Origin of the sequence: Rhodococcus sp. 05-339-2, assembly GCF_002258965.1 — a bacterium.
Lineage (GTDB): Bacteria > Actinomycetota > Actinomycetes > Mycobacteriales > Mycobacteriaceae > Rhodococcoides.
On the sequence record NZ_NOYW01000021.1, the window covers coordinates 185,198 to 203,253 of the forward strand.

General features: G+C 66.1%; 17 protein-coding genes. 16 read left to right on the forward strand and 1 reads right to left on the reverse strand.

Annotated features, from left to right (window positions below; all coding sequences use genetic code 11):
* Positions 1-5: 5 nt before the first annotated feature.
* The 6 genes from CH273_RS25230 (at position 6) to CH273_RS25255 (ending at position 7,142) form a co-directional block, all read left to right on the forward strand.
* Positions 6-719 carry a GntR family transcriptional regulator gene (locus CH273_RS25230; RefSeq protein WP_230596661.1) on the forward strand — a complete coding sequence of 238 codons (714 nt, stop codon included), beginning with the start codon at positions 6-8 and terminating at the stop codon, positions 717-719.
* A gap of 222 nt (positions 720-941) precedes the next feature.
* The gene (locus CH273_RS25235) at positions 942-2,120 is read left to right on the forward strand and encodes a M24 family metallopeptidase (RefSeq protein WP_032394765.1); all 1,179 of its coding nucleotides are present in this window, start codon (positions 942-944) and stop codon (positions 2,118-2,120) included.
* 2 nt (positions 2,121-2,122) lie between these two features.
* Positions 2,123-3,448, forward strand: a complete 1,326-nt coding sequence (locus CH273_RS25240) for an aminotransferase-like domain-containing protein (RefSeq protein WP_230596660.1) — start codon at positions 2,123-2,125, stop codon at positions 3,446-3,448.
* On the forward strand, positions 3,445-4,641 hold the full coding sequence (locus tag CH273_RS25245) for a M20 family metallopeptidase (RefSeq protein ID WP_032394572.1): 1,197 nt from the start codon (positions 3,445-3,447) through the stop codon (positions 4,639-4,641). Before CH273_RS25240 ends, CH273_RS25245 begins: the two co-directional genes overlap by 4 nt.
* Positions 4,642-4,755: 114 nt before the next feature.
* A complete protein-coding gene (locus CH273_RS25250; RefSeq protein WP_230596658.1) occupies positions 4,756-6,186 on the forward strand; it encodes an MFS transporter in 1,431 nt (476 codons plus the stop codon).
* Entirely contained in the window at positions 6,186-7,142 is a 957-nt protein-coding gene (locus tag CH273_RS25255) for a D-2-hydroxyacid dehydrogenase (RefSeq protein ID WP_032394571.1), read from the forward strand. The genes CH273_RS25250 and CH273_RS25255 overlap by 1 nt, the downstream gene beginning before the upstream one ends.
* Positions 7,143-7,146: 4 nt before the next feature.
* Here CH273_RS25255 and CH273_RS25260 read toward each other — a convergent pair whose 3' ends face one another.
* Positions 7,147-8,298, reverse strand: coding sequence for an NADH:flavin oxidoreductase/NADH oxidase (locus tag CH273_RS25260; RefSeq protein WP_032394762.1), 1,152 nt, complete (start codon positions 8,296-8,298; stop codon positions 7,147-7,149).
* A gap of 113 nt (positions 8,299-8,411) precedes the next feature.
* Between CH273_RS25260 and CH273_RS25265 the strand changes: the two genes are divergently transcribed.
* The 10 genes from CH273_RS25265 to CH273_RS25310 all read left to right on the forward strand — a co-directional run bounded on the left by CH273_RS25265 (position 8,412) and on the right by CH273_RS25310 (position 18,051).
* The gene (locus tag CH273_RS25265) at positions 8,412-9,689 is read left to right on the forward strand and encodes a glutamate-5-semialdehyde dehydrogenase (protein ID WP_032394570.1); all 1,278 of its coding nucleotides are present in this window, start codon (positions 8,412-8,414) and stop codon (positions 9,687-9,689) included.
* A 45-nt stretch (positions 9,690-9,734) separates the two neighbouring features.
* Complete coding sequence (locus tag CH273_RS25270) at positions 9,735-10,616, forward strand: AAA family ATPase (RefSeq protein WP_032394569.1); 882 nt, start codon at positions 9,735-9,737, stop codon at positions 10,614-10,616.
* A 1-nt stretch (position 10,617) separates the two neighbouring features.
* Positions 10,618-12,033: a vWA domain-containing protein gene (locus tag CH273_RS25275; protein WP_032394568.1), complete on the forward strand. Its 1,416-nt coding sequence runs from the start codon at positions 10,618-10,620 to the stop codon at positions 12,031-12,033.
* 107 nt (positions 12,034-12,140) lie between these two features.
* Complete coding sequence (nadD, locus tag CH273_RS25280; protein WP_045194641.1) at positions 12,141-12,854, forward strand: nicotinate-nucleotide adenylyltransferase; 714 nt, start codon at positions 12,141-12,143, stop codon at positions 12,852-12,854.
* On the forward strand, positions 12,851-13,240 hold the full coding sequence (gene rsfS / locus CH273_RS25285) for a ribosome silencing factor (RefSeq protein WP_032394567.1): 390 nt from the start codon (positions 12,851-12,853) through the stop codon (positions 13,238-13,240). The genes nadD and rsfS overlap by 4 nt, the downstream gene beginning before the upstream one ends.
* Positions 13,237-13,890, forward strand: coding sequence for a histidine phosphatase family protein (locus tag CH273_RS25290; RefSeq protein ID WP_032394566.1), 654 nt, complete (start codon positions 13,237-13,239; stop codon positions 13,888-13,890). The genes rsfS and CH273_RS25290 overlap by 4 nt, the downstream gene beginning before the upstream one ends.
* On the forward strand, positions 13,877-14,626 hold the full coding sequence (octT, locus tag CH273_RS25295; RefSeq protein ID WP_032394565.1) for a diglucosylglycerate octanoyltransferase: 750 nt from the start codon (positions 13,877-13,879) through the stop codon (positions 14,624-14,626). The genes CH273_RS25290 and octT overlap by 14 nt, the downstream gene beginning before the upstream one ends.
* Positions 14,623-15,471, forward strand: coding sequence for a DegV family protein (locus CH273_RS25300; RefSeq protein WP_032394564.1), 849 nt, complete (start codon positions 14,623-14,625; stop codon positions 15,469-15,471). The genes octT and CH273_RS25300 overlap by 4 nt, the downstream gene beginning before the upstream one ends.
* 109 nt (positions 15,472-15,580) lie before the next feature.
* Positions 15,581-16,462 (forward strand): ComEA family DNA-binding protein, encoded by an 882-nt coding sequence (locus CH273_RS25305; RefSeq protein WP_032394563.1) that lies wholly within the window; start codon positions 15,581-15,583, stop codon positions 16,460-16,462.
* Complete coding sequence (locus CH273_RS25310) at positions 16,459-18,051, forward strand: ComEC/Rec2 family competence protein (protein WP_052049346.1); 1,593 nt, start codon at positions 16,459-16,461, stop codon at positions 18,049-18,051. Before CH273_RS25305 ends, CH273_RS25310 begins: the two co-directional genes overlap by 4 nt.
* Positions 18,052-18,056: the final 5 nt, after the last annotated feature.

The following is an 18,056-nucleotide window of genomic DNA, read 5'->3' on the forward strand; positions in this document are numbered from 1 at the left end:
CGATCATGCCCAGTTCGAGACGACTGACGCCCATCGACGCACGCAACACGTCGATGGTCATTGCCGACCAGATTCGCGACCGCATCATCGACGGGTCCTACGCCCCAGGGGAACAGATCAACGAGGCCAACGTCGCCGCGGAACTCGAGATCTCGCGGGGACCGGTCCGGGAGGCGTTGCAGCGTCTCAATCAGGAGGGGCTCCTCGTCAGCTACCGGAATCGAGGCGTGTTCGTCGTCGAGCTGAGCAGCGAGGATGTCACCGAGATCTACGAATCCCGCGCGGCGATCGAGGTCGGTGCCGCGTGGACTCTGGTGCACGGCGATCGCGCTCGTTTGGTTTCGGCTGCCGATGAGCTCTCGGCCATCGTGATGCAGATGCAGCCGTTCATCGATCGGGCGGACTGGCGTGGTCTTGCCGAACGGGATCTGGCGTTTCACACCGCCCTGGTCGCGGCGACGCGCAACAGCCGAATGTCGCGAATGTACGCCACGCTCGCTGCAGAGGCGCGAATCTGCATGGCCAACCTCGAAACCGCGTACTACCGGCCCGAGGCGCTGGTGGAGGAACATCAGCTGATCGTCGACCTCCTGCTCGGATCGGACTGGGACGCGCTGGAAAAGGGCGTGCACGAGCACATGGACACCGCTATCCACGATCTGACTCGCGCCATGGTCGAGGAGCAGGCAGAACACTCGGCGCTGGCCACTCCGGGTTAGTCGCCTGCCCGCAACACAGCATTTACATCCGAAGTCTTGCGAACCTCTCGCGCCAGCGCTTAGCCTGATTGTCAACAATCTACTAAAACGACTTCCTTGAAGGGGGTGCCCGTGAACGACTCACCCGACGCCGCCTACGTCACCGCACTCGGACCCGACGAGACCACAGGACGGGCCGCTCCAGGCCTGGCTCGGTACCCCGATGTTCCGAACAGCACGCCGATCACCTTCACCGACGAGGAGTACGCCGCCCGGCTCGCTGCCGTTCGAGAGCGGATGGCAGCGCAGAACCTCACCGCGCTCATCGTCACCGATCCCGCGAACCTGTACTACCTGCTCGGCTACAACGCCCTCTCCTTCTACACCCCGCAGATGCTGTACGTGCCCCTCGACGGAGAGATGTACTTCTTCGCCCGCGAGATGGACGCCAACGGCGCGTTTCGGACGTCATGGCTGCCGCAGGATCGAACGTTCGGCTACCCCGAAACATTCGTACAGCGCAAGGACACCCACCCGTTCGTCTGGGTCGCCGCAAAGCTGCGGGAACTGGGACTGGTGAACAACTTCGAGCACGGCCAGGTCGGGTTGGAGATGGACTCGTACTACTTCAGCCCGAAGGCATTCGAGGCACTAGTGAAGTCGCTACCCGAATACCGCTTCACCGACTCCTACGAACTGATCAACTGGGTGCGAGTGGTCAAGTCGCCGGCGGAGATCGCCCTGATGCGCGGTGCCGCCCAGGTGTGCGAGTCGGCGATGTCGGCCGCGTACCGGTCGATCTCGGTCGGTGAACGGCAGTGCGACGCAGCTGCTGCCATCATGAACGCACAGGTACGCGGCACCGAGGAGTTCGGCGGCGACCACCCCGCCATCGTCCCGATGCTGCCCACCGGTGCCGGAGCCGACACCCCTCACCTGACCTGGTCGCATCAACCCTTCGTGCGGGGCGAGACCACCGTCGTCGAACTGGCCGGAGTGTTCCGGCGCTACCACGTCCCGATGGCGCGCACCATCGTTCTCGGAAAGCCAAGTCCGCGTTTGGATTACCTCGCCAAGTCCACCGGGGAAGCCCTGAACGACGTGCTCGCAACCGTACGGGCAGGCGTCACCGCCACCGAGCTGGCGCAGGTGTGGAACACCAGCCTGGCCAAGCACGGACTGCACAAACCGTCGCGCATCGGCTACTCGATCGGCATCGCCTACGCACCCGACTGGGGTGAGCGCACCGTCAGCCTGCGCACCGACGACGAGACGGTACTCGCCGAGAACATGACGTTCCACATCATCGGCGGAATGTGGATGGACGACTACGGATACGAGGTATCCGAGGCCGTTCGTGTCACCGAGAACGGCCTCGAAACCTTCACTGCATACCCCCGAGAACTACTGACGAAGGAGTGAGCATGACCGCCACCGCACAAGGTCGCCCCGCAGGCTCCACTCCTGCCCTTCATGGTCGTTCCGCAGGCTCCACTCCTGCCATCCATGGTCGTTCCGCAGGCTCCACTACTGCCATCCCCTGGGCGCTACGAACCGACAAGCTGGTGGGATCGGTGATCGATTCGTCGACATCGCTCCTCGCCGCGCAGAAACACGACATCGTTCGATTCGCCATGGGATCTCCTGCAGCCGAGACGGTTCCGGCCGCTGCGTTCACCGAGATCGCCGGCAGCGTACTCACCGCGGACGCATTCGATTACGGTGCCACCGAGGGTGATCCGGGTTTGATCGACGCATTGCTCGCATACCTCGACTCGGTGGGCGAACCCACGACCGAGGAGCGGGTGGTGATCACCTCAGGCGGAATGCAGGGCCTCGACATCGCGTGCAAGCTGTTCATCGACCCGGGCGACCTGGTGATCGTCGAAAGTCCCACGTACACCAACGGAACCGCGACCGTACTCAGCTACGGAGGTGACATTCTCGAAGCTCCGATGGACAGTGACGGCCTCATCGTCGAGGCGTTGCCCGAGCTCGTCGAGCGCGCAGGTCGAGTGCCGAAGATGATCTACGTGATTCCCAACTTCCAGAACCCGTCCGGGGTCACCCTGTCGCTCGAGCGTCGTCAGCTGCTCATCGAGCTGGCACACCGGTGGGGATCGGTCATTCTGGACGACGATCCGTACGGCCTGCTGCGCTTCTCGGGGGATCCGATTCCCAGTTTCGGCACGCTCAGTCCGAACGACCCGTTGATCTTCTCGGTTCGGACCTTCTCCAAGATGATCGCTCCAGGACTGCGAGTGGGGTGGGTGGACGCCGCCCCCGAGGCTCGGCAACTGATCGTCAACGCCAAACAGGCCATGGATACGTGCACCAACCTGCCCGGTCAGCGGATGGTGGCCGAGTACATCCGGCGCGGCCTGCTCGACGAGCATCTTCGATCGTTGGCCTCGGTGTACCTGCCCCGCAAGGTCGCGATGCAGAACAGCATCGAGAGGTACTTCGGCGAGTCGATGTCGACGACGGATCCCGAGGGAGGCTTCTTTCTCTGGGCGACGTTGCGCGGCAACGATGTCGACTTCTCGACGCAGGACCTGTTCGAGACGGCGCTGGCCGAGGGCGTGGCCTACATACCGGGGCCGGCATTGTCGGTGGGTGGGAAGTTCCACGACTCGTTACGGCTGTGCTTCGCCTCGTCGACGCCCGAACGTATCGACGAGGGGATCAGGCGGCTGGCGGCAGCGGTGGAGAAGTCCAAGCATCTGCTCGCCTCCGATCCCACCCGATGACCGTCTCGGATTCCGAACGCGCTCTGCTGGATTCGATCGACGAGCACGAGATCGTCACTCTGACAGCGGCATTGATCGACGCGGGCGGCGAAAACCCCGGCGACACGGAGGAGAAGACCGCAAAGGTCCTTGCCGAGCACTGTCGCGCACTGGGATTCGACGTTCGAACCGTCGAGGTGGTTCCGGGTCGGCCCAACGTCATCGTCTCGATCGGATCCGACGATCGCCCGGGAGTCCTCTTCGTCGGGCACTCGGACGTGGTCCCCGCGGGAACGGGCTGGACCACCGACCCCTTCTCCGCCGTGGTTCGAGACGGCCGCATCGTCGGCCGCGGGGCCTGCGACATGAAGGGCGGCCTCGCCGCCGTCGTGGCCGCGATGACCGCGGTGCAGCGCGCCGGTCTTGCCGACGAGCATCCGATGACGTTGGCGTGCCTGGTCGACGAGGAGGACACCGGTCTCGGCATCCGAGCGTTCGTGGCCGACCCACCACTGCGGAACCACAGCCACTGCGTGGTGGCCGAGCCGACGGATCTGGTCACCATTGTCGGTTGCCGAGGCGCCGCCAATCTGGAGATCGAGATTCGCGGCCGCTCCGCACATGCGGGACAACCTCGTAACGGAGCCAATGCCATAGCGGCTGCAGCGCGCATCATCGCGATCATCGAAGACTGGCAGATCGAGCTGGACGGCAAACCCGACCCCGAGTTGGGCCCCGCCACCTGGAACGTGGGAACCATCTCCGGTGGGACGGGAACCTCGATGGTCGCCGATCGCTGCACGCTCACCGTCGATCGGCGACTGCTTCCCGGCGAGCGCGCCATCGATGTCGTCGACGAATTGCGCTCACGTATCGAAGCAGCGGATGTGACCGGATCCGGTATCGAGGTGACAATCGACGTCGCGATGGAGATGCCCGGCTTTCTGACCAGCGCAGACAGCGGATTGGTCAGCACCGCAGTGCAATCGGTCCTCGACACCGGATCTGCGAGTTCGACTGACATCTGGACTGCTTCGTGCGATGGTGGTTTCGTGGCACAGCAGATGGGTATCGGCACCGTCGTGCTCGGTCCGGGGGAGATCGAAAACCAGGCACATCGGCCGGACGAATCCGTGGCCGTGCGGCAATTGACCGACAGCGCAAGGGCGTACGCGTTGATAGCCACCAGAATCGCTGCGCCACCTGGTCTTTAGCTTCCGAGAAGGGGGTTGGCCGAAAAGCACGTTCCGGTTGGCCGTACAGTCGAACGCTGCGAAGTACCACACCGACGCTCCATGTTGTTCACAAAAGCGAGAGGTATTTCGACCGTGACCGAAAATTCAGGGTCGGCATCCACGCCGACCGGATATCCACCGAGCACCGACACGCTGAGCCCGAACGAGACGAAGATCCTGCACCGAGCGATCGGCGGATCGGCGCTCGGAAACGCAGTCGAGTGGTTCGACTACGCGGTGTACGGCTATCTGGCCGTGTACATCGCCGCGAACTTCTTCCCGTCCGAGGACGGGGGCGCAAGCCTGCTCTCCACTTTCGCCGTGTTGGCCGCGTCGTTCATCATCCGCCCCATCGGCGGCATCGTGCTCGGCCCACTCGGCGACCGCATCGGTCGTCAGAAAGTCCTCGTGCTGACCGTCTCGATGATGACGTTGGCCACGGCGACGATCGGTGTGCTGCCGACATTCGACACCATCGGCATCGCCGCACCGTTGTTGCTGCTCGTCTGCCGATTGGTGCAGGGCTTCTCCACCGGTGGTGAGTACGGTGGCGCAGCAGTGTTCATGGCCGAGTACGCGCCGGACAAGAGGCGCGGATTCTTCGGATCGTTCCTCGAATTCGGCACCCTCGCCGGCACCGTGGGCGGTGCCACCCTGTGCACCCTGCTCAACGTCGCGCTCGGCGACGAGACGATGGAGGCCTGGGGCTGGCGCATCCCGTTCCTGGTCACTCTGCCGCTGGGCATCGTTGCACTGTGGTTGCGGACCCGCCTCGAGGATTCTCCGGTGTTCGCCGAGGCCAAGGAGGACGGCGGCACGGTCGACGAGGGTGCGGGCGGAGCGATCACCTCGCTCAAGGCCACCATGACGTACTGGCAGCGGATCCTGATCCTGATGGGATTCGTGTTGCTGCTGAACATCGCCTACTACACGGTGCTGACGTTCTTGCCCTCGTATCTGAGCGACACGTTGGGCCACAGCACGACTCAGTCCAACTTCACTCTCGTGGCCATCATGATCGTCATGATGGCGATCATCAACCCCATCGGCGCTCTGTCCGACCGAGTGGGCCGAAAGCCGTTGCTGCTGGCGGCCTGCGTCGGGTACTTCGTGCTCAGCGTTCCGCTGTTCCTCCTGATCATCAACACCGGACTGATCGGCCAGAGCATCGGCCTGCTCGGTCTCGGAGTGTTGCTGGTCATCATGTGCTCGTGTGTGTCGTCGACCCTGCCCGCGCTGTTCCCCACTCAGGTGCGCTACGGAGCGTTCGCCATCGGATACAACGTCTCGACGGCGCTCTTCGGCGGTACCGCTCCGCTGATCCTGACGTTCCTCATCGAACGGACCGGCTCGAACCTGGTCCCGGGCTGGTACATGATGATCGCGGCGGCCATCGCCTTCGTGCCGATTCTGCTGATGCCGGAAACCGCAGGCCGTTCGCTGCGCGGAACCCAGTGCCCCGGCGACAACGACGACGAGGTGGCCGCGTCCGGCGTCGAACTCGTCGGCTACAAGAAGAAGTAGTGGCACCGGTCCTCGTCGTTCTGCACGCCGGCGACCTCCCCGACGGGCTCGACTCCGTCGCGGAGGTCGCCGACGTCCGGTACGCCACTGCCGACACCCTCGGTGATGCGGTCGACGGTGCCGACGCGTTGTTGCTGTGGGACTTCTTCTCCTCCGCAGTCGAATCGGCATGGCCGCGCTGCAGTTCGCTGAAGTGGATCCACATCGCCGCCGCAGGCGTCGACTCATTGATGTTCGACGATCTGGTCGAATCCGATGTGATCGTGACCAATTCGCGGGGAGTGTTCGACCGACCGATCGCGGAGTTCGTACTGGCCCAGATACTCGCGTTCGCCAAGGACTCCGAACGTTCACGTGCTCTGCAGCTTTCGAAGGTCTGGCAGCACCGAGAGACCGAGCGCATCGACGGTGCCCACGCGATGATCGTGGGTACCGGCGCGATCGGCCGCGCGATCGCGAGCCTGCTGAGCGCGGTGGGAATGTCGATCTCGGGTGTGGGTCGAACGGCACGAGAGGGCGACCCAGATTTCGGCACCGTCCGTGCCAGTGCCGATCTCGCGGCTCGAGTAGAGCGTGCCGACTACCTGGTGCTGGTCGCCCCGCTGACCGATCTGACGAGGGGGATGGTCGACGATTCGGTGCTGGCCGCGATGAAGCCCGGCGCGCGGGTGATCAACGTGGGCCGCGGGGAGTTGCTCGACACCGAGGCACTGCTGGCGCACCTGGCCACCGGGCACATCGCAGGTGCCGCACTCGACGTGTTCGAGACCGAACCGCTCTCGGCCGACCATCCGTTGTGGACGGCCGAGAACGTGATCGTCACACCGCACATGAGCGGTGACGCCTCGGGATGGAAGCTGCGACTGGCAGAATTGTTCGCCGACAACGCCCATCGGTACTTCCGCGGCGAACCGTTGCTCAATGTCGTCGACAAGAAGCTCGGCTTCGTGGTCTGAGGTCTCAGTAGGCCCGCTCGTACTGCGGTGCCACGGCCGGGAGCATCTCGACGCCGAGTTCGCGGGCAGCGCGCCGCGGCCAGTACGGATCCCGCAGTAGCTCGCGCGCCAGCAGCACGGCCGTCGCCTCGCCCAGCGAGACGATCTCCTCCGCCTGCTTGGGTTCGGTGATCATCCCGACGGCGGCGGCGGGCATGGTCGTCTCGTTCTGGATGCGCCGCGCGAACGGAACCTGGTAGCCGGGACCGACCGGAATCTTGGCGTGCACGTTTCCGCCGGTCGAGGTGTCGACCAGATCCACCCCGTGCTCGGTGAGGATCTGCGCCAAGGCCACCGTCTGATCCGACGTCCAGCTCGAAGCCTCCAATGCGGCTGTGCCCTCTCCACCGGGTCGTTCCGCAGACTCCACTCCTGCAGCATTCTCGGGCTCGTCGAGCCAATCCGTCGCCGAGAGGCGAACGAAGACCGGAAGCTCGGCCGGCCACACCTCACGCACCGCGTCGACGACCTCGATCAGCAGCCGCGTGCGACCCGAGAAGTCGCCGCCGTACGAGTCTGTCCGCGTGTTGCTGGCGGGGGACAGGAACTGGTGCAGCAGGTAGCCGTGTGCGCCGTGTATCTCGACAACCCGGAATCCTGCTTTCAGCGCCCGCTGAGCGGCAGTCCGGAAGTCGTCGACGATCTTCGCGATGTCCTCGGCTGTGGCCTCCCTCGGGGTCGCGTAGTCATTGAACGCAACCGCGCTCGGGCCGACGGTCTCCCAGCTTCGGGGATCCTCGGCGGGCAAGGACTTGCCACCCGACCAGGGAGCCGCGGTCGACGCCTTGCGGCCCGCGTGTGCCAGCTGGATACCCGGCACGGTTCCGAAGGATTCGATCTCGGTGACGATCGCCGCCAATGCGTCGGCCTGAGTGTCGTTCCAGATACCCAGGTCCGACGGGCTGATGCGACCCTCGGGGCTCACCGCGGTCGCTTCGGTGATGATCAACCCGGCACCGCCGATCGCCCGGCTCACCAGGTGGGTTCGATGCCAGTTGCCGGCGACGCCGACACTGTCACCCGCCTCGTCGGCCGAGTACTGGCACATCGGTGCCATCCACACCCGGTTCGGGAAGGTGACCTCACGCAGGGTCAGAGGCTCGAACAGCGCACTCACAAGTGGTTCCTCCGGTCTTCGGGCGGCGTCGACGGTCGGTCGACGATCTTCACGCTGTGCTGCAACGACGCGGCGATGCAGCTTCATTCCCGGCCCCTATTAGTGTGTAGTTCATGACAGCTTCCGTCTCGGCCGAACCGGTGACCACGACTGCCGACGAGCGAGAGAACGTGCACGCCGCAGCCCGCCGAGCGCGCACCGCATCACGCGCGCTCGCGCTGCTGACGACTGCAGAGAAGGACGCTGCGCTGCATTCCGCGGCCGACGCGGTCGTCGCTGCAGCGGAGTCGGTACTCGCCGCGAACGCAGTCGATATCGAGAACGCGCGAGCGGCCGGTACCGACGAGGGGCTGCTGGACCGCCTGCGGCTGACCGCGTCGCGCATCGACGGCATCGCCGCCGGTCTGCGACAGGTGGCCGGGCTGCCCGATCCGATCGGCGAGATCATCCGTGGTTCGACGCTGCCCAACGGGCTGGAGATTCGGCAACTGAGAGTTCCGCTCGGCGTGGTGGGCATGGTCTACGAGGCTCGGCCCAACGTCACCGTCGACGCGTTCGGTCTCGCGTTCAAGTCCGGCAACGCGGTGCTGCTTCGTGGTTCGTCGTCGGCGGCACGGTCCAACGCGGCACTTGTCGAGGCATTGCAGGGAGCGTTGCGCGGTCACGGTCTGCCCGAGGCCGCGGTGCAACTTCTCGGAAGCGCCGACCGTGCCACGGTCACCCACCTCATCCAGGCGCGCGGACTGGTGGACGTGGTGATCCCGCGCGGTGGAGCAGGACTGATCGCTGCGGTCGTGCGCGACGCAACGGTCCCCACCATCGAGACCGGCGTCGGAAACTGCCACGTGTACATCCATGCTTCTGCCGATCCGGAGACGGCCGAGAAGATCGTGCTCAACGCCAAGACCCGACGGGTCAGCGTCTGCAACGCCGCCGAGACCGTGTTGGTGGACTCCGCGATCGCCGAGACCATGGTGCCCCGGCTGCTCCAGGCGTTCCAGATGCACAGCGTCACTGTGCACGGGGACCTGCCCGGGCTCGTGCCTGCGCGCGACGAGGACTGGTCGCAGGAGTACCTCTCCCTCGACATCGCGCTGAAGGTCGTCGGTGGTATCGACGAGGCGATCGAGCACATCGACCGATACGGCACCGGCCACACCGAGGCGATCGTCGCCGCCGACATCGGTGCCGCGCGCGAGTTCACCCAGCGGGTCGATGCGTCCGCGGTGATGGTCAACGCGTCCACGGCGTTCACCGACGGAGAGCAATTCGGCTTCGGTGCCGAGATCGGTATCTCGACTCAGAAGCTGCACGCGCGTGGACCCATGGGATTGCCCGAATTGACCTCGACCAAGTGGACCGTGTGGGGCGACGGACACGTCCGAGACTGACACCCCTCGAAGTACCGGCCAGACCCGATCATCAGGAGCTGTGACATGGATCGTGCCCTACCGACGACACCCCCGCTGTTCGCCAGCGTGGACGACGTCCAGAGGCGCCTGGCCGAGACGGGCTATCTGGCCGACAAGGCCACCGCCACCTCGGTGTTTCTCGCCGATCGCCTCGGCAAGCCGCTGCTGATCGAAGGTCCGGCGGGAGTGGGCAAGACCGAGTTGGCCCGTGCCGTCGCGCAGACGACCGGGGCCGAACTGGTGCGGCTGCAGTGCTACGAGGGTGTGGACGAGGCTCGCGCGCTGTACGAGTGGAACCACGCCAAGCAGATCCTGCGCATCCAGTCCGGTACCGCGGCCGATTGGGACTCGACCAAGCTCGATGTCTTCTCCGAGGAATTCCTGTTGGCGCGGCCGCTGCTGCAGGCGATTCGTCGTACCGATCCCACGGTTCTGCTCATCGACGAGACCGACAAGGCCGATGTCGAGATCGAGGGTCTGCTGCTCGAGGTGCTCAGCGACTTCGCGATCACCATTCCCGAACTCGGCACGATCGTGGCCGAGCGGACGCCGTTCGTGGTGCTCACCTCCAATGCCACCCGTGAACTGTCCGAGGCCCTGAAGCGTCGCTGCCTGTTCCTGCATCTGGACTTTCCCGACGCCGACCTCGAGCGCCGGATTCTCGCCAGCAGGGTTCCCGAACTGCCCGAGGCCGTCGCCGAGCAGATGATCAAGACCGTGCGGGTACTGCGCGCGATGCAGCTCAAGAAGTTGCCCTCGGTGGCCGAGACCATCGACTGGGGACGCACTCTGTTGGCGCTCGGTATGGACACCCTCGACGACGATGCGGTTCGCTCCACACTCGGTGTGGTGCTCAAGCATCAGTCGGACCAGGTCCGCGCGGCAGCCGAACTCCGGCTCAACTGACATGCAGGCCCCGCACGGAATTCCCGGTCACCTCGTCGGTTTCGTCGATGCGCTGCGTCGGCGTGGAATTTCGGTCGGGCCGTCGGAGACGGTCGATGCCGGACGCGTCCTGTCGGTTCTCGACCTGCTCGATCGGGAGGCCGTGCGCGAGGGTCTGGCCTGTGCACTGCTGCGCCGGCCGACGCATCGCGGAGTGTTCGACGCCCTGTTCGACCTGTGGTTTCCGGTGGCATCGGGTACCAGGGACTCGGGGCAGATCGATACCGCGTTGCCTCGCACCGACGCCGGCGACGTCGACATCGATGCGCTCCGCGAGCTGTTGGTGGATCTGCTCTCGGACGACTCGGCCGAGGCCGCGGAGTTGACCCAGATGCTGGCAGCGCAGATGGTCGAGGAACTCGGACAGTACAAGTCCTCCAACGGGCCTTCGTTCTCGGCGTATCAGGCCCTGCGCGACGTTGCGCCCGAAACGTTGCTGCGCAAGATTCTCGACGGATTGCTCGGGCGCAGCGACGACGCGCCCGATCGCCCCACCGACGACTACGAGTCCGAGGTCGCCAAACGCACTGCCGCGCAACGTATCGCAGACCTACGCAAGATGGTCGAGAGCGAGACGAGGCGTCGTTCGGCAGAGAAGCTGGGCCGTGAGCGGGTAGCGAGCTACGGGGTGCCCAAGCTCGCCGAGGAAGTCGACTTCCTGCGGGCCTCGGACACCGAGATGGCGGCGCTGCGGCGTAACGTCACCCCTCTCGCCCGGCTGCTGGCGTCGCGACTTGCGGTGCGGCGCAGCCGAAGCAGACACGGCTCGATCGATCTGCGTCGCACGCTGCGCAAGTCGATGTCCACCGGCGGCGTCCCGATCGACCTGGTCGAGCGCAAGCCTCGGAGAGCACGCCCCGAACTCGTTGTGCTGTGCGATGTCTCGGGCTCGGTGGCAGGATTCAGCAATTTCACTCTGCTGCTGGTGCATGCACTACGCGAGCAGTTCTCGCGCGTGCGCATCTTCGCGTTCATCGACTCCACCGACGAGGTGACGCGATTCTTCGATTCCGGGTCCGATCTCGGAGCCGCGATGAGCCGCATCATCGGCGAATCCGATCTCGTGACGTACGACGGACACTCGGACTACGGCCATGCACTGACGACGTTCGACGAGAAGTACGCCCATGCGGTCACCAGTCGCAGTTCGGTGCTGATTCTCGGTGACGCCCGCACCAACTACCGCGAACCGAAGCTGCCGGCGTTGGCGCACATCGTGTCGGTGGCCAAGCATGCGTACTGGCTCAATCCGGAACCGAAATCGCAGTGGGGTTCCGGCGATTCGGCGGCCAAGGTGTACTCCGGCGTGATCGCGATGCACGAGTGCCGATCGGCTCAGCAGCTCGCCACCGTGGTCTCGCGTCTGCTTCCGGTGTGAGGCGTGTGACGCCCAGCGGCAACCCGGACGTAGAATCGGCGGTTGTGCAGCGCGAATCCGAACCCGGCGACGATACCGGTAGGCAGTCCGTCCGCCGTTTGGGCGTGATGGGCGGCACCTTCGACCCGATTCATCACGGGCACCTCGTCGCCGCCAGCGAAGTGGCGAACAAGTTCGCTCTGGACGAGGTGATCTTCGTCCCCACCGGAAACCCGTGGCAGAAGGAAGGCAAGTCGGTCAGCCCGGCAGAGGATCGCTACCTGATGACCGTCATCGCGACGGCGTCCAATCCGAGATTCTCGGTCAGCCGGGTGGACGTCGACCGGGAGAAGTCCACCTACACCGTCGACACCCTGCGCGATCTGCGATCGCAGCATCCCAATGCCGAGCTGTTCTTCATCACCGGCGCGGACGCGCTCGAGTCGATCCTCACGTGGCAGAACTGGGAGGAGCTGTTCGAGCTCGCCAAGTTCGTCGGCGTCTCGCGTCCCGGGTTCGAGCTCGGCGTCGAACATCTGGCCAACCACCTTCGATCGCTACCCGCCGACACTCTCACATTGATGGAAATCCCTGCACTCGCGATATCGTCGACGGACTGTCGACTTCGAGCCGGTGAGAATCGGCCGGTCTGGTACCTCGTACCGGACGGCGTCGTGCAATACATCTCGAAGAGGAATCTCTACAGACCACGAGGCGCTCAGCGTCTCGACGGATCCGTCACCATGTCGGAACCAGCGCCCCAGAAGAAGCAACCGGCAGGGTCGGTCACCAGCGCAATGACCGAGAACCCGAGCCATACGAGTGGGAGTACACCGAAGTGACTGCAACAGCCGAAGCCGCCGAGATGGCGCGGATCGCCGCGCTCGCAGCCGACGACAAACTGGCCGGCGACGTGGTGATTCTGGACGTCTCCGATCAGCTCTACATCACCGATTGCTTCGTCATCGCCTCCGCGCCCAACGAGCGTCAGGTCAACGCGATCGTGGAGAACATCGAGGACCAGCTGCGTGAGGCCGGACACAAGCCGGTCCGCCGCGAGGGCACCAGAGAAGGCCGTTGGGCGCTGCTGGACTACTCCGACATCGTCGTGCACGTCCAGCACAACGAGGAGCGGAACTTCTATGCGCTCGAGCGGTTGTGGAAGGACTGCCCGACCATCGAGGTTCCCGGTCTCGGACAGCATCCGGCTCCGGAATCGGAGCAATGATCAGACGGCTCATCCTGCTTCGGCACGGTCAGACGGAGTACAACGCCACCGACCGCATGCAGGGTCAGCTCGACACCGATCTGTCCGAGCTCGGCCGCAGCCAGGCGAAGACGGCCGCCGCCGAGCTGGCGACGCGTGATCCGATCAGGATCGTCTCGTCGGATCTGCGGCGAGCTCTGGACACTGCGACCGCGCTCGGAGACGCAGCAGGTGTGGCGGTGTCGGTGGACGAGCGTCTGCGCGAGACCCATCTCGGTCAGTGGCAAGGGCTCACCCACACCGAGGTCGACGACATCGCTCCCGGGGCACGACCGGCCTGGCGCGCGGACGCCACCATTGCCCCACCCGGTGGGGAGAGCCGCATCGACGTCGCCCGACGCAGCGTGCCGCTGGTTCGTGAACTCACGGCAGGCGTCCCCGAGTGGGGTGCAGGCGGCAGCGAGCGACCGCTCGTCCTCGTCGCGCACGGAGGTCTGATCGCGGCGCTCACCGCCGCGCTGCTCGATCTACCGACCGATCGCTGGCCGGTACTCGGAGGCCTCGCGAACACCAGCTGGGTTCAGCTCGGCGCGCACGGCCCCGGCGAGAACCCGTCCTGGCGACTGGACGTGTGGAACGCCTCCGCGCGGGTGGCCAGTGACGTCCTCTGAGACGGCGCGGCCCGCGCTGCTCGTCCTCGCGGACTCGTTGAGCTACTACGGACCCGAGGGCGGACTGCCCGTCGACGACCCGCGACTGTGGCCCAATCTCGTTGCAGCGGAACTGGATTGGACGGTCGAGTTGGTTGCGCGCATCGGCTGGACGAGTCGTGACGCGTGGTGGGCCCTGACCCAGGATCCGCGAGTGTGGGCAGCCATTCCCCGTGCCGGTGCCGTCGTGCTCGGAATCGGCGGCATGGATTCGCTCCCGTCACCGTTGCCGACTGCGCTCCGGGAGCAGATCAGATACGTCCGACCGCCTGCCCTGCGGCGCGTGGTTCGCGCGGGATACCAAGCGGTGCAACCCGTTCTGTCGCATCTCGGTTGGCCCGTCGCGCTGCCGCCGCGGCTCAGCGTCGAGTATCTGGAACAGACCCGTGCGGCACTGGCGTACGTGCGTCCCGAACTTCCCGTCATCGGTACCTATCCATCGGTGCACCGCTGCGATGCCTACGGCAAGGTCCACTCCGGTCGCGAACCCGCCGTCCGCGCACTGCGTGCGTGGAGCTCGGCCAGGAACGTCCCCATGGTCGACCTCGCCGACGCCGTACGACCGAACATCGAGTCCGAGAACGCGAACCCCGACGGCATCCACTGGGGATGGGACGCCCACATCGCAGTCGCCGATGCGATGCTCGAGGTACTGCGACCCGTCGCCGCCGCCCGATCGATGACCGAAACGCCGTGACCGTCGCCGTCGTCACCGACTCCTCCTCCTGCCTGCCGGCCTCACTCGCCGCAGCGCGAGGCATCACGCTGGTGCCACTGCACGTGCTGGTCGACGGAATCGACCACCGTGAGGGTATCGACGAGATTCCCGATCAGTCCTCCTCGGGCAAGCAGGTGACCACTGCGGGGGCCTCTCCGGGTGAGCTCACCGAGGTCTACGCCGCGGCTCTCGAACGCAGTCGAGGTGCCGGTGTGGTGGCACTGCACATCTCTCGGGGACTGTCGAGCACCTGGGAAGCTGCGCGCCAGGCCGCAGATCACGTGGGCTCGGCCGTCCGAGTCGTCGATTCCGCCTCGGCCGGAATGGGACTGGGCTTCGCAGTGCTGGCTGCGGCAGCCACCGCCGCCGGGGGAGCAGAACTGGACGCAGTGTACCGCGACGCCGTCGCCGCGTCGACGACGTCGCGATGCTTCATCGTCGTCGATCGACTCGACCACCTGCGACGCGGCGGCCGAATCGGTGCCGCTGCCGCCTTGCTCGGCACGGCACTGGCGATGAAGCCGGTCCTGCACATCACCGACGGCAAACTCGTGTTGCGGGAGAAGACGCGGACCTCGTCCAAGGCGCTGACCAAGCTGGTCGATGCAGCCGTCGCTGCCGCGGAGGAGGTCGGTGACGAATCGGGGGTTGCGCTCGCGGTGCACCACATGCAGTGCCCCGAGCGGGCCGAGGACGTAGCCGCGATGCTGACCTCCCGGATACCGCATTCGACCAGCATCGACGTCTATCCTTTCGGTGCCGTTCTGGGTGCTCACGTAGGCCCGGGCGCGGTCGGTGTCGTCGTGGCGTCCGGACGTCGATAGGCGCGTCGCGTCCCGCGTTCATCCACAGCCTCCGGGTTCGTACACAGGGCAGTCTGCGACCTGCAGTCCTCGGTGAACGAACCGATCGTGCGCACTAGCGTCCTCGAGCATGGGCGGCAACGACGATCGGGCGCACACGGTGGCGCGATTGAACTCCGTGCGCAGACAACACGATTCCTCCCGCGATCGTGCCGTGCCCGAGGGCGTGCGACCCGACGCCGAGTCCACGGATCCGGATTGGCTGCTGCCGGAAGCACAACGAGAAGGTGCCCCGTGGTCGGCCCTGCTGCCGGCGCGGTGGCGATCCGCCCGCGTGAACCCGGGGAAACAGGGGGCGCTGGCGATGGCGGCGGCCGGAGTCTTCGTCGTGCTGGTCGCGGGATTCGCGGTGGCCAGGGACGCACCGAGTCCCGCACCGGCACCACCCCTTGCTGTGGTCGCGACCGACAGCTCGGACACCGATGGCACGGTGGGTACCGATGGCACGGTGGATTCTGTGCCGACCGCCGAGGCCGAACTCGTGGTGAGCGTCGTCGGGCTCGTGACGCGTCCCGGATTGGTTCGGCTGCAACCGGGTTCGCGAGTTGCCGACGCGCTGGCCGCGGCAGGCGGCGCTGTCGAGGGTGCCGACCTACTGGCGCTCAACATGGCCGCGCGAGTCGCCGACGGTGATCAGGTCGTCGTCGGCGTCGTGCCGCCCGAGGCAGCTCCACCGGTCAGCAGTACGACATCCGAGATCGAGGCATCGACAGACGGTAGCGGCGTACCGGCCGGGGTCGGAGGTTCCGCGCCCGGAGGGACGGTGGACCTCAACGCCGCGACCGTGGCAGAACTGGACGCGTTGCCCGGGGTAGGGCCGGTCACCGCGACTTCGATCGTGAAGTGGCGAGAGATCAACGGCCGCTTCACATCCGTGGATCAGTTGTCCGAGGTGGACGGCATCGGGCCCGGCAGACTGGCGAAGATCCGCGACCTGGTGCACGTCGGATGACCACCGGTGCCGCGTCCGCCCCTGCGCCACAGACCGAGGATCTTCTGCCGTTCGACGTGCGACTGGTTCCGGCCGCTGCGGTGTGCTGGTCGATCACCGCGGTCGGAATTCTCGGAGGACCCGCTGCTGCCCTGGCTGCTACCGCCTCGGCGGTTGCGGTGGTCCTGCTCCTCGCGGTGGCACTGAACGGGTTGTCTGCTCGGCGTGCCTGGCCGGGTCCGAGTCGGTCCGGTGCGGCGGCGGTGATCGTGCTGGCGCTGTGCTTCGGGGGAGCGATCTGGCTTCAGATGCGCTCGCTGGCAGAGCATCCCGTGGCGGCGGCGGCAGAGAACCGAGCCTGGATCACCGCGACGGTGCGGCCGGCGGAGGACCCGCGCCGTCTGACGGCTCCCGGGCCCGCGACCGTGATGGTGAAGGCCGCGATGACGCGCGTCGACGTGGGCGGCGAGGCGTGGAACGTCGGTGGAATGGTGTCGATCATCGCACCGGAGTCCAGTTGGTCGGCATTGCTGCCGGGCCAGGTGGTCACCGTGCGGGGCAGGCTCGGCGAGCCGATTCGGTCGGACATGACCGTGGCCGTGATCCGCACTTCGGGTCCGCCGGTCACCGTGGACGAGCCTGGAACGATCTCTGCTGCGGCCGGCACTTTCCGATCGAATTTGGCTGTGGTGGCGCAGAATTCGATGCCACCCGATCGTGCGGGTCTGCTGCCCGGTCTCGTGGTCGGCGACGTGTCGCGGCTGGACGAGACGGTATCGGACAATTTTCGGGCGGCAGGCCTCACCCATTTGACGGCTGTGTCCGGAGCGAACTTCTCGATCCTGATCGGTGCGATTCTGTTGGTGTTGCGAGGTATCGGGGTCGGACCCCGCACCACGGTCGCGGTGGCGTTCGTCGTACTCGTGGCGTTCGTGATCGTGGCCCGGCCGTCGCCGAGTGTGCTGCGGGCGGCAGTGATGGGGTCGATCGGCTTGGTGGCGTTGGTCACCGGCAGGCGCAGGCAAGCGGTACCGGCACTGTGCGGTGCGGTGTTGGGGCTGCTCGCGTGGTGGCCGAGGCTCGCGGTGGACGTCGGGTTCGTGCTGTCGGTGTTCGCCACCGCCGGGCTCGTACTCGTCGCTCCGATCTGGGTCGACTGGCTTCGGGCCCGTGGCTGGCCGAGAGCTGCAGCGGAAGTGGTGGCGGTCGCCGCGGCAGCGCACGCGGTGACGGCGCCGATGGTCGCGGCCGTGTCAGGAACGTTCAGCGTAGTGGGAGTGGCGGCGAATGTGCTGGTGGCACCGGTCGTCGCTCCGATCACCGTGGTGGGCTTTCTGACGGCCGTGACCGCCACCGCCAGCACCTCGCTCGCGGAGCTGATCGCGCAGTTGGTGTCGGCACCGCTGTGGTGGCTGATCACGGTGGCAGAGAGTGCCGCGTCGGTGCCGGGCGCGGGCGTCGTGGTCCCCGATGGCGTCGGGGGCGCAGCACTGGCAGCGTTCTCGACTACCGCGCTGCTGACGGCGTTGCGTTTCAGGGTGTTTCGATGGACGGCCGCAGCCGTGGCGATGGCGACACTCGCGATGTGGACGGCGCACGTTCTCTGGTGACCGCT